This is a genomic window from Arthrobacter sp., assembly GCF_031988865.1.
Taxonomy (GTDB): Bacteria; Actinomycetota; Actinomycetes; order Actinomycetales; family Micrococcaceae; genus Arthrobacter_B.
In genome coordinates this window covers 19,012-31,506 of sequence record NZ_DALZXY010000036.1, presented here as the reverse complement: position 1 = coordinate 31,506, position 12,495 = coordinate 19,012, and the positions used below count along the sequence as shown (strand labels likewise).

Below are 12,495 nucleotides of genomic sequence, written 5' to 3'. Positions count from 1 at the left end.
GATGGCGCTGCCGGTCAGCAGCACAGCTGCCAGACCGAGCCCAGCAGCAACGAAAGCCTTGGGACCGCGGCTTGTCCTGGGCATCTAGGAAGCCTTGCCCTGCGGCTGCCGGGGCGCCCGGGTGCTGTTGTCCCGCTCCCAGACGTCATCCGGGCGGGAGGCCGCGGCGAGCCGGCGGCCAGCGACTGTGAAGACCGTGTACACCGCGGCGTCGAAGGCACTGCGTGGACCGCGTACGGAGCGCAGGATACCGGCTGCGCTTGAGAGCACCGTTCCATGCAGGGCGCCCTGTTCAGCGTTTCCGCGGTAGGTTCGCCGAAGGATGGCGAGCAGGCCCGCGACGTCCCGGGGCAGCCGCACCAGGACCGGAGGACAATCCAGCACCGACTTCTCCGCGCCGGGGAAAAACCGGTCCACGTAGAGATCGTCCGCCACCACGGAGGGCAGGACGCCCAGCTGTTGGCCGGCCTCTGCGCTGAGTGCGTAGGCCCCGGCTCCCCAGAGCGAGTGTTGCGCGCCGGGTAGGTGCCCGCGGGCACGGTAGTAGGAGCGGACCAGGAAACCAGCCTCGTCCAGGTCATAGGCGGCAGCTGGACGCACGGCCAGGGATCCGCCCTGCAGGGCGTCGAAAACCGCGCGGACTGTCTCCGGACGGATTCGGATATCGGCGTCAAGATACAGGCGGGGCCAATGGGCGGCCGCCGCGTTGCCGGCATTGAGGGCTGCTGTCTTGGAAGCCTCCGGCAGTTCCAGGACGGTTACCCCGGCGTGGGAACGGGCGATTCCTGCCGAGGCGTCGCTGCAGCCGTTGCAAACCACTATCACCTGCACGCCTGACGCCGCCACGGGCGCCAGGGCCGCAAGGGTTTCCCCGATGACCGCTTCTTCGTTATGGCAGGGGATGATCACGGTCCCCTGCGGAAACGGAGCGGATCCAGCCGGTGTTGGCGGTACGGCGGGCCTGAGCGCCCGCGGCAGCGAACTGCGCCCTCCGGGAGCCAGCAGGGCGGGCACGGCAAGCCGGTGGCCTGCTTCGTGCATTCTCAGCGTCTCCGCCAGCAGCACCATGCAGCGAAAGAGCGCCGCGTAGCCCGGGCTGCGGTGCAGCTGCGCGTAACGGACCCGGTTAACCGCCATCAGGGCTGTCAGCTCCGGGGACTGCCCTGAGCCGCCTCTCCGGTGCACCATGGTGGCAGCCGGCTCGAACCAGACAGCGGCCCCGGCGTCCCGGGCCCGCCGGAAGTAGTCGGTTTCCTCCGAATAGAGGAAGAAGGCCTCGTTCCAGGTCCCCAGCCGGCGGGCCAGGGACACGTCCACCAGCAGTGCTGCGCCGGTCGCCCAGTCCACCGGGTGGGCGAATGTGTAGGCTTCGTCGTCGTACTCGATTTCGGACAGCCACCCCGGACGCCCGGACAGGCGCCGTCCGGCCAACGCATCGCCGAAGGCACGGGAGACCGTTGGCTCGCGGCGGAGGGATGGGTAGGTACTGCCGTCGTCGTCGGCCAGCCGGGGTACGACGATCCCGCTGCCGATCTGGCGCAGGCGCCGGAGCATTGCTGCCAGCGCGCCGCGGTCCACGCGGAGGTCCGGGTTCAGAACCAAAACCGCGCCGGCATCTCCGGCATGCTCAGCGGCAGCATTGATCCCCCCGGCGTAGCCCAGGTTACCGCCGGTACGCACCACGGTGACGTCGCCGTGCACGGCCAGTTCCGCGACAGTGGCGTCGGCAGAGGAGTTATCCGCTGCCACGACGCGGATGGTCAGGTCCTCGGTTTCGGCACGCAGCGATCCCACGAATCCCTTGATGTCCTCGGCGTTGTTGTGGGTCACGGTGAGCACACAGATGTCAGCGTAGCCATCGGGCGGCGCGAAACGGCCAGCCTCCCGGGCAGCCAGTACCGGCTGGACCGCCGGGACCTGGAGGGGTGCCGCAGCTGCCACCTGGTCCGCCACCGGCAGGTGCAGGCGCACATAGGAAGGCGGGCCCTGGATGAGGTACCGCCGGGCGAGGCGGCGTGGTTCCAGGCCCAGCCGCCAAGCCCATTCGAGGCTGTTTGCGCTGGCCCATGCGGGGGCACGCCGGATGCGTCCGGCCAGGAAATCCACCACGGCACCAAACGCCAGCAGCACCGCGGCACCGGTGCCCGGACCGTACTCGGCGATCCAGAGCTCCTGCCGCGGCTTCCCGAGTCCCACGATCAGGACGTCCACACCGGCACGGGCGATTTCCGCGGTGAGGGCTCGGTTGGCGGCGGGGTCGGCGAGCGCGCTGCGCGGTGGGGCCCAGCACCCGGCAATCACGATGTCCGGACGCAGCCGGGCGAAGAGCCGGACAAGGTCCTGCTGGGTCTGCGCCGCTCCGCCCAGGAAGCCGATGCGCAGCCGCTCCTCCTGGCAGCGGTCCAGGATCGGATGGATCAGGTCGCTGCCGGCCAGCCGGGGCCATTTCAGGCCGGTCACTGCGCTGGCCCGCGAAGCGATCGGCGCGCCGTCGACCAGGTTCAGCCACTGCACGCCCTCAGGGTTCCCGGGAACGGCCAGCGACCCGTGCCAGCGGCCCGTCGAGCCGAAGTAATGCAGGTGATCCAGGTTTATGGAGGCCACGGCCAGCGGCGGCAGCCCGCCTTTTCCGGTCCGGTTCATAACGGCTGCCAGCGCTTGTTCAGCACTGCGCAGATCAAGCTTCACACCGTCCAGAACAAGGCTTGACGTGCTTTGCCCGCCGCCTTTCCAAGCTACGTGCCGGCCGGATACCCGGCCATCCACGTTTTTTCCTCGCATTGCCAAGTCCGCTCCTCAATCCTCGTTGGTACGCGGAATGAGAATAGGATCGGGGGCCGAAGCGGCACCGGGTAGCAGCTACGGGTCTGCCGACGCAGCGGAACCCGGAAGCCGTGACGGCACCACGAAGTACTACTTGCCCCGCGCCCGGGAGATAAGTAGCGCAGGCGCTACGTGCCGGAAACAGCGGTCCGGCCGGGCACGGGGGAGAGGCTCGCGCCGTCCAGCCGGAAGCTGCCGCCCGTTACCGGGCAGCTCCAATCTTCCGGTGCCGGTCCCTGTACCAGGGGATGCCCGGCCGGCCCAACCCATCCCACCTGCCGTGCCGGAACACCGGCAACGATTGCGTAGTCAGGAACATCGCGGGTCACGACGGCGCCGGCAGCCACCATGGCCCAGCGGCCGATCTTCACCGGGGCGACGCATACTGCCCGGGCACCGACGGCGGCGCCCTCCTCGACCACCACGCCTACCGGTTGCCAGTCCGCCGCACCCTTCAGGGACCCGTCCGGGTTCACAGCACGGGGATAGGTGTCATTGGTAAAGACCGCTGCCGGGCCGACGAAAACCCCGTCTCCCAGCACGCTGGGCTCATAGATCAGGGCATGGTTCTGGATTTTGCAGTTGTCTCCGAGAATCACGCCGGGACCGATGTAGGCGCCCCGCCCGATGGAGCAGGTGGACCCCAGCTTCGCTCCTTCGCGCACCTGGGCCAGGTGCCAGATGAGCGTGCCAGCGCCGATCTCCGCGTTGTCCGCGACATCTGCCGTGCTTTCGATCCGGCTCATGCCCGAGTCCTTTCGCCTGTGAACCTGCCGTCTGTATTCCTGGCCACACCCTACCGCGCCAGTGGAGCCGCAGGTATTGATCACCCCGGGCCAAGTAGCGGAGGTGTTTCCAGCGTCCCCGGCACCCGTCCAAGTGGCGCAAAGGCGGTGATAACTACCTGTAGGCGTCCCCTGCCGCCGACCCTACGATTTGGCACGACCCCCAACACAATGACGGCCACGAGACGGGAATTCCATGCGCGTTGTTCCACCGGTGCAACTGTCTCCACGCCGGACCGCTGTGGGTGGACCGCTGCAGCTGGCCGGGCGTGGAGATGCCCTTCGAGGGGCAACGTCCGCCGTGGAAGGCAGCGGCGGCGCGGTGATCGTGGGGCCGGAAGGCATCGGAAAGACCGCGCTGGTCAACCATGTGGCCCGTGCTGCCGGTTCGGGTTTCCACGTGGTCCATGTCTACGGGAGCGCAGTCTCGGCCCGGACGGACTACGGGCCGTTGAACTGGCTGCTGAGTGAGCTTCCGGAAATGGCGCTGGGGAATCCGGTGCAGGTCCTCCGGGGTGTGAAAGCCCATCTGGCCCAGCTGGCCGCGGGGCGGCGGACCCTGCTCGTGGTGGACAACATCCATGAACTGGATCCGCTAAGCCAGACTGTAACCGTCCAGCTGGCCCGCCAGTCGGCTGTGGCACTCCTGGCTACCACTCCGGACATCCTGCGCTGCGGAGAGGAGATGGTGCGGCTGTGGTCGGATGGCGTGATCCGCAGGATCGATCTGGGGCCACTGGGAACCTGTGAGGCCCAGGCCCTGATGGAAGGTGTGGCCGGCGGCCGGATGTCGGCCCTGGCAGTGCGCACCGTGTGGGCCCAGACACGGGGGAACCCGCTGTTCACCTCCTTGCTGTGCCGGGACCAGATCGCAGCGGGCCGCATCCAGGACCGGGGCGGGACCTGGGCCCTGACCGGACCGATGACCTACACGGGTGAGATTTCGGACTGGATGGAGACCTGGTACCGCCAATTGCCGGAGCAGGAGCGCAGAATCGTGGAGCTGGCCTCCCTGTGCCCCGGCCTGCCCATCGACACCCTGCTGGCGGCCGCCGACCCGGATTCGCTGGATAGCCTCGAAGAACGCGGTGTGCTCAAGGTCGGGCATGGGGATGGGGCCGTGTCCCTGCGGGAACCTCTGTATGCCCGTCTGGTGGCCGGGCTCATTCCGGTTGGCCGGTCTTATGACCTGTGGCAGGACATCATGGATACCGGCCCCGACCTCTCCGTTTTTTCGGATGCTCCGGCGAAGGCATATGCCGAGTGGTCCGCCGTCTCGGGCAACGCCATACCCGCAGAACTGGCCCAGCGCGCCTGTGCGGCGGCGAACCGCACCGGCGAGCCAGAAGCGGCCCTGAAGATCAGCGCCGCAGTTCAGGCCCCTCAACCAGCCCTGATGCTTGAACGGGCGCGTGCCCTGGCAGCGTCGGACCGGCGCCGGGAAGCGGAGCGCGACCTGCTGGCCGTACTGGACTGCCAGGACCGGGACACCCTTGTGCCCGCCCTTCTTGAACTGGTCCGGATCGCGCGTACGCTGCCCCAGCCTGCGATTGCTCCGCGGGCGGCCCTGCGCCAGGCCACAGAGGCTGCGGCGTCGCTTCCGGAGCCGGAGCGCAGCTACGCGCAGCACAGCATCGTGATAGCCGAAGCGGCGCTCGCCGTGCAGGACGCGGAGCTGGAGGCAGTTCCCGAAGGGCTGGAAGCCCTCTGCACGGACAGGAATGCCACGGAATCCGCCCGTCTGACCGGCCGCGCCCTCCGCTGCCAGGCACTGGCACTTGCTGGCAGGACAGATGATGCGCGGGACGAAGCGTCGGCGCTGTGGACGGACCTGCAGGCGGCGGACGTTCCCGAAGTGGTGGGCGGGGAGGTGTTGACCGGGATCCTGTGCGCCTACGTGCAGGCTGGCGAGCTGCTCCTTGCCTTGGAAGTGCTCAACGGATCAGCCCGGCTGCGCTACCTTGACGCCCATCTGGGGTCCTGGACGGAGCTCCCTGCCGGGGCGGTCCACGCGCTGAGCGGACGCCCCGACGCCGCGCTGGAATACCTGCTCCCGGCACTCCGGCAACTGGAGGTCCGCGACCCGCGCGACCTGCTTCCGCTGGCCTATGCGGCTACTGCCTACTGCTACGCGGCCAAGCAGGAGTGGGACAAGATGGGGGAGTATCTGGCGGCAGCTCCCAAGTTCAAATGCCGGCCCGCAGTACACGTGGCGTCAGCCACCAAGTATTTCCAGGCGGCGGCGGTGCTGGATCGGAAGTCGGATCCCGGCTCCGCGGCCGTCTTAACCGAACAGGGAATCCAGGCCCAGGCAAAGGGCTGTTATCCCGAGGCAATGGTCTGCTTCGCGACCGCTGCCGTGTATGGAGATGGGCGGGCCGCGTTGCTGCTGGAAAGCGCAGCGGCAACCGGGGAAGGAATTAACGCCGCCATGTGGCGTTCCCTCGGGACCGGACTGCGGCAGGGATCGGGGAGGATGCTGCACGACGTCGCGGAGCGGCTGCTGCACCTCGGGCACTTTGGGCTGGGGCACAAAACGGCGCTGGCCGCGCACGAAGCAGCTGCGGCCGGGAAGGACAGGGACCTTGCCCGGCGGGCCAGGACGGTGGCGAACGAGTGCTACCGGTTCCTTTCGGAGGCCAACAGCATCGAGAGACGGCTTGCTGCACTTTCGGAATTTGAGCGTGACCTGTCCATCCGGGCGGCCGGTGGGGAGTCCAGCGCCCGGCTGGGCAACGCCCTGCACCTGTCCCCGCGGACAGTGGACTGGCACTTGGGCCGGATCTTCCAAAAGCTGCATGTGTCCGGCCGCGCCGAACTTCGGCGGTTGATCGGCGACCAAACGGGGAGCCGCACCGCGGACAGCGAGGGGGATCGCAAGTAGCGGCTGGAGAAATCGAGGTGAAGACCAAGTATCGGCTTGGAATTCCACTGTTGTGATTCGAGTAAGTACTGCTGATTACTGGTGCATGCTACTCAGGCCGGTGTACAGGGCCCCTACCTAGTCTGATGAACGCCCGCCGCCGCGGGTCAGACAGGTAGCTGTACAGAAGAGGTCTCACCGTGGACGATCAACACTCGACAGGCGCCACCGCGCCTACGGCACATCGCACCGCCGGCGCGCACACCGGTCCGGACACGCCACCGCGTTCCGATTCCCTGTTCCTCGGCCGGGCAGGACTCATCCGGACCATGGCGGAAAGATTGGCGCCGGATTCACCGGCCTCCGGCTGTCTGCTCGTCGGTGAGGAGGGCAGCGGCAAGAGCGCGTTGATGCGCCATGTCCTGCAGCTCTACGGACAGGACACTTACACTATCCACGTGCGGGGATCGGCATTCGCCGGCCGGACCCCGTTTGGTGCGCTCACATTCCTGCTCTCCGACCTGGATCCGGAGGCGTCCTCGCACCCCGTACTTATCCTGCGTGGGCTCACGGAACTGGTCCGCGAGCGTGCCCAGGGACGCGAGGTCCTCCTTGCCGTGGACAACGCAGAGGAACTGGACGAGTTTTCCGCCATGGTCCTCAGCCAGTTGGTCGTCAACCGGTCCGCCCGCATGATTGCTGCCTTCCGTGACTTCAGCGCGGGGCCCTCGGAGTTCATCGGACTGTGGCGGGAGGGGGTGCTGAGCCGGCTGGATCTCGAACCCCTGCTGCCGATGGAGTGCGCCCACCTGCTGGAGTCGGAACTGCGCGGACCCGTGAGCCGGGCCGCAGCGGAGGATCTGGCCGCCATCAGCGGCGGCAATCCGAGCCTGCTGCTGGCGGCGGCGGCAGACTACCAGGACAGCGGACGGCTGATGCTGGTTGGACAGGTGTGGGTGCTGGTTCCAGGCCATCAGCCGGGATTCACCCGCCTCCATGCGGCCATGGGCAGCAGGCTGTCCGGTCTGGGCCCGGGCCAGCGGGAGCTGCTCGAGGCCCTCGCGCTGGCTGGTGCCCTTCCCCTGACCCAGGTACTCGAACACGTGGACAGCATGGACGTGGACACGCTTCAGGAAGCCGGGCTGCTGCTGCTGACCCAGGCTGGGGTGCCCGCGCTGTCCCTCGTGGAGCCCGCCCTGGGCGCGGTACTTCGGGCCCAGCTCGACGCCGGGAGGCGGCAGGACCTGCTGGACCGGCTGCCCCCGCATCCAGCGGTCTCCCCGCCGCTGCGCAGCGCGGAGTGGCTGCTCTCCGCCGGTGCCAAAGTCTCTCCGGAACAGGCGCTTGCAGCCGCCCGCGCGGCGAACGCAGAGGGGGACGCGGCTGCCGCGGAGCAGTTCATCACGGCGGATCCGAACCATCTGTCCTCACCGGCTGCGGTACTCGAACTTGCCCGCTCCCACCTTGACCGCCGTGATCACCGCTCCGCGGCCGGCGTCGTGGCCCGGCATCGGCATGCCGGCGGGGAAATTTCCGTATCCACGGACAACCTCCGTCTGCTGGTGGCCGAATCCCGTGCCGGCTGCCTGGCCGCTTCGGAACAGTCCGGCGACAGGCTGCCCCCGTTCGGCGGAACCGCAGCAGGGGTCCACGTTGCCCTGCTCGATGAGGCGGAGCAGATGCTGGCCGCCTTGAAGCGCGCCGGGATCGGGCGGGCGGAGGCCGCACAGCTGGAAGGGGAGCTGACCCTGTCCCGTGCACGTTGCTTCTTCCAGCACGGCCAGTTCCGGGACTGTGCTTCCTTCTTGTCCACCGTCTACGCCCGGGGCAATGAAAACGGGCGGGGCTTCCGGGTGCTGGTCGGTTCCTGGCTGTGCGCGGCCTGGGGTATGACGGACCGTCAGGCCGACGCGTTGGAACTGGCCGGGACCCTCTGGCACCTGATGGCCGACGGCCTTCCGCCGGATCTTGACGCCCGCCCCGCAGCGGAGGCTAAGGCCCGGATCATTCACACGCTGCTGGTGGCCGGAGCCGTGGCAACGGCGGCCGGCTACCTTGAGGAGGCCAACGATGCAGCGGAACGCGTCGCCTTCGGTGGAACCGAGCGCGAGGTAAGCGAGGGGATGCTCCGGGCTTTCCAAGGCCGCGGTCCGGCCGCGACTGCGCATCTTCTCCCTGCCCTCAGGCAGCTGGAAGTGGCGGACCCGTTTGGTTTGCTGGGTGTTGTCCTGAGCGCCGCTGCGTACGCGGCGGCGCTGCACGGCCAGGAAGACCGGGCCCGGGAACACCTGCGGGCCGCCGAATCGGTGACGGGCTCCCCGCCCTGGCCGGTGCAGCGGACCGCCGCCCACTTCGCGGCCCTCGCCCAAGGCGTGCTGGGTTCCCCGGAAACCCGTCCGAGGCTGGAGGAACTCGCCGCAGCGGACGAGGAACGGGAGGCTGGCTCCTACGCGCTGCTGGCCGCTTTGGGTGTGGTGCGCCTTGGCAACCCGGAGGCTGCGCAAATGCTGCTGGACACAGCATCGGGCCTGCAGGGAAACTTCGCCCGGCTCTGCGAGATCTATGCGAAGGGGGCCGGCGAGTTTGATGCCCAGCTGCTCCTGCTCGCTGCCGACGCTGCCAACGCCGAAGGGCATGAGCTGTTGGCGCTGGAGACCGGAGAGCGGGCGCTGGAAGTGGCATCGGGGGCGGGAGACCGCGCCACTGTGCGTTTCATCCACCGTAATCGGCGCCTGGCTTCGGCGGAGACGGAGCACGACGGCGAGGTGGAGGACTGCCTTCGGGGCCTGACGGTCCGCGAACGGGCGATTGCCCGCCATGCCGCGAACGGCACCAGTAACAAGATGATCGCGCAGGAGCTCTCGATATCCGTCCGTACGGTTGAGGGCCACCTGTATCAGATTTACTCCAAGCTGCATGTCGGCAGCCGGAGGGAACTCGCCCGGCTGGTTGCAGCAGACAAGCCGGCTGCAGTGACAGGAGTGCGGTGATGGAAACGCAGATGGGCAATACGACGTCGTTCCTGCGGGCCGCGGAAGCCGAGGACATCGCAAACCAGCTCCTGGATCCGGGGCTGCGCGGCGTCGTCCTGCTGGCGCCGGAAGGCATGGGCAAGAGTGCGTTGGCTGAAGAGGTGCTTTCACGGCTGGACGGGATCGTAACGGTCTACCGCATCCATGGCAGTCCCGTGCTCTCCCGCATTCCTTATGGCGCGCTGACCCCGTTCCTGGATCCGGCGCTCGCAGAGGATCTGGAATCCCCGCTGGTGGTGCTGCGGAACATCCGCCGGTACTTCCGCGTCCGTGCGGAAGCAGGGCATCCCCAGGCGCTGCTGATGGTGGATGACGCCCACCACCTTGATGAGGCATCCAGCCACATTCTGGTCCAGCTGGCCATGTCAGGGGAGCTCCGGCTGATGGTGCTCTCACGCAGCCGAGGGGTCCACATGCAGGAACTGCTCTCCCTGGCCCGGGACGGCCTTATGTCCCGGGTTGACCTGCAGCCGCTGTCACTGGAGGCCGTCCATGAACTCTGTCTGCAGGAGCTTGGCGGCCCGGTGCTTACCGCCTCGAGCGCTGTCCTTGCCCAGGTATCCGGTGGGAATCCGCTGTACGTCAAGGCGCTGATCGCCGGTGCCCAACGGCGCGGCGAGCTGCTGCGGCGCAATGAGTCCTGGTACCTGCGGGCCCTCCCCGGCGGGCTGGAACCGACGGCCCAGGACCTCGCCAAGAGGCTTCTGGCGGGCAGGACGCCGCTGGAAAGGACGGTTCTTGAGACTGTGGCGCTGGCCGGCGCCCTCTCCCGCTCCGTTCTGGCGGCGCTGGCTGACCAAGGAGCTGTCCAGGCCCTGATCGACGACGGATATCTGGAGCCGGTGACGGATTTCCCGGAACAGCTTCGAATGGCCCAGTCGCTGCACGCGGATGCTGTCCGCAGCCTGGTTCCGCCAATGCGCAGTATCGAGATCAGGCAGAATCTGCTGGGGGACGGTGGCGCCGCGGAAGGGATAGCGCAGACTCCGCACCACCTGGCCTGGGCCTTGGACTGTGGTGATGTCCCGCAGGATTCCGCCCTGGTGCAGGGTGCGCGGGTGGCCAACGCCGTCGGCGACGCCGAACTGGCGCTGAGGCTCGCGTTGGCGGTGCGCCCAGGCGTGCTGTCTGCCAGGGCGAGGGTGGAGGCAGCCGCGGCGCAGCTTGGCCTGGGCAACCTGTCCGAGGCATGGGCCGGCGTTGAAGATGCCGTAAGCACGGCACCGGACACCGGCACCCTGGATCTCGCTGTGCTTACGACTGCTCAGCTGGCAGCGGGCTCCGAGCAGGCCGGGGACCGCATCCGCACCCTGATTGGTGCCTGGGCCGTCCGGGATGCGGAGCTTACCGGCGGACAATCCGGAGGCACCGGCCGTGCCGCGTGGATGGCGGCGGGAAAGAGTGTCCTGGCACTGTGGGCACGGGTTTCCGACGGCGACCTGCTGACGGTGGGGGAGTCGGTGGCCGCGGCCGTCTCGCTGCTGGAAGCTGAGTCTCTCCAGGCTATGGAGGCGGAATCCTCCGTGCTGCACGAGTTCAAGGCGCTGGGCTTCGCCGCCGCCTGCGAAGTCCGAACCGCGGCAGGTGCGGGCCAGGAGGCGGTGCGTGCGGCGCACGAAGCCCAGAACGAACTGCTCCAGGAGCCGCTGGCACGGAGCAGCGTCCGCGGAAGCGTTTTCCTCCGGCGCGGTTTGGCCCTGCTGCACTGTGGCAGGTTTGAGAAGCTCAGCCAGCTGCTGGCGGGCGAGCTGCAATCCAATCCGCATTATCTCCTGGCCTTCGGCGGAACCATTGGGGTCCTGGAGGGCGCATTGGAGATTCACCAGGGCCGTTTCCGTGAGGGCCTGAGGCGCCTGCGGCCTGCCATCGAAGCCCTGCGGGCACATGATCCCGAGCGTCTGCTGCCCTACGCCCTGGCAATGGCCGGTTATGTTGCCGCGGTCGTTGACGACACCGGCCCTGCAACCCGGTTCGCCGGTGAATTGCGCGGGGTGGCATATTCCAGCCCGCCTGCCCTGGCGCTGACCGCGCGTGCTTTCGCGGCTGCGGCGCTCGCCCCGCAGGGGTCGGAGGAGCCGCCGCCGTCGAAGGTCCGGGAACTGGCAGCGGAGGCCCGGGGACTGGGCCAGTACGCGGCGGAGAAGGACATCTTGGAACTGGCCATGGCTATTGGTGATTTGAAGCAGGCCCGTCGACTGGTGGACCTGACCGATTCTTTCGAAGGCGGAGAAGCGGCGGCCCTGCATGCGTACGCTGCCGCTGTAGCGGCGGACAATCCCGAGCGGATGGTCGCGGCCGCGGATGAAGCCGTGCGGCGGCGAAAATTCCTGGTGGCCGTCGAGTGCATTGGTCATGCCATCCGTTATTACGGCGCGCACAACAACTTGCGCCGGCAGCGGGCACTGATCCAGCAGCTGCGCCGCCGCCGCGACGAACTGGCAGGGGTAACCGTTTCCTACCTCAGTCCCAGCGTCCACCAGGTTCGCCTGACCAAACGGGAGCACGAGATCGTGAAGCTGCTGCTGGACGGTGCGAGCACCAAGGACATCGCGACGCGCTTCACCCTCTCACAACGCACCGTAGAGGGGCATGTGTACCGGATTTACGTAAAACTCGGCATCAGCAGGCGCACGGAACTGGAAGCGGTGTACCGGGCCTTGGAAGCCGAACCCCGGGTGCCTGCCGGCCAGTAAGCTGCCGCTGTTCATATGCCGCAGCGCGTAGTCCGCGCTGCGGCATATTGCTGCCCGGAGTGCCGCAGGTAGCGCTCGTTCCAACGGCAGGTACGGCGCCTGGACGGTTAGGTGAATGGCGTTCTTTTACGGGTGCCGACTACTGGTGCCGCACGCGCCCGGCTGGCATTGACTAGTCACGTCGGTCTCGGAGTGCGAAGAAGTGCAAAAGAAGGTCTCACATGCGTCACTCAACTGTCTTGCCCCTAACCGGAGCGCGGCTAACTGGTTCCATTCGGCTATTGCCGAAGGAGGAACCT

At 67.9% G+C, this 12,495-nt stretch carries 5 protein-coding genes; 3 read left to right on the top strand and 2 right to left on the bottom strand.

From position 1 onward, the window contains the following. Nucleotides 1-84 precede the first annotated feature (84 nt). Together RTN46_RS08605 and RTN46_RS08600 are read right to left on the bottom strand one after the other, a co-directional pair. Nucleotides 85-2,688 carry a WecB/TagA/CpsF family glycosyltransferase gene (locus RTN46_RS08605; protein ID WP_312180593.1) on the bottom strand — a complete coding sequence of 868 codons (2,604 nt, stop codon included), beginning with the start codon at nucleotides 2,686-2,688 and terminating at the stop codon, nucleotides 85-87. 263 nt (nucleotides 2,689-2,951) lie between these two features. Further along, entirely contained in the window at nucleotides 2,952-3,569 is a 618-nt protein-coding gene (locus RTN46_RS08600) for an acyltransferase (protein WP_312180592.1), read from the bottom strand. A gap of 253 nt (nucleotides 3,570-3,822) precedes the next feature. Here RTN46_RS08600 and RTN46_RS08595 point away from each other — a divergent pair, with 253 nt between their 5' ends. From RTN46_RS08595 to RTN46_RS08585, 3 genes are all read left to right on the top strand, one after another. Next, nucleotides 3,823-6,492 carry an AAA family ATPase gene (locus RTN46_RS08595; RefSeq protein WP_312180591.1) on the top strand — a complete coding sequence of 890 codons (2,670 nt, stop codon included), beginning with the start codon at nucleotides 3,823-3,825 and terminating at the stop codon, nucleotides 6,490-6,492. Between the two features lie 179 nt (nucleotides 6,493-6,671). After that, on the top strand, nucleotides 6,672-9,461 hold the full coding sequence (locus tag RTN46_RS08590) for a LuxR C-terminal-related transcriptional regulator (RefSeq protein WP_396157528.1): 2,790 nt from the start codon (nucleotides 6,672-6,674) through the stop codon (nucleotides 9,459-9,461). Further along, the gene (locus tag RTN46_RS08585; RefSeq protein ID WP_312180589.1) at nucleotides 9,461-12,196 is read left to right on the top strand and encodes a LuxR C-terminal-related transcriptional regulator; all 2,736 of its coding nucleotides are present in this window, start codon (nucleotides 9,461-9,463) and stop codon (nucleotides 12,194-12,196) included. The genes RTN46_RS08590 and RTN46_RS08585 overlap by 1 nt, the downstream gene beginning before the upstream one ends. The last annotated feature ends 299 nt before the right edge of the window (nucleotides 12,197-12,495 follow it).

Coding starts and splice junctions, on each gene's coding strand:
- RTN46_RS08585 (WP_312180589.1), top strand. CDS start 9,461: ATGGAAACGCAGATGGGCAATACGACGTCGTTCCTGCGGGCCGCGGAA.
- RTN46_RS08600 (WP_312180592.1), bottom strand. CDS start 3,569: ATGAGCCGGATCGAAAGCACGGCAGATGTCGCGGACAACGCGGAGATC.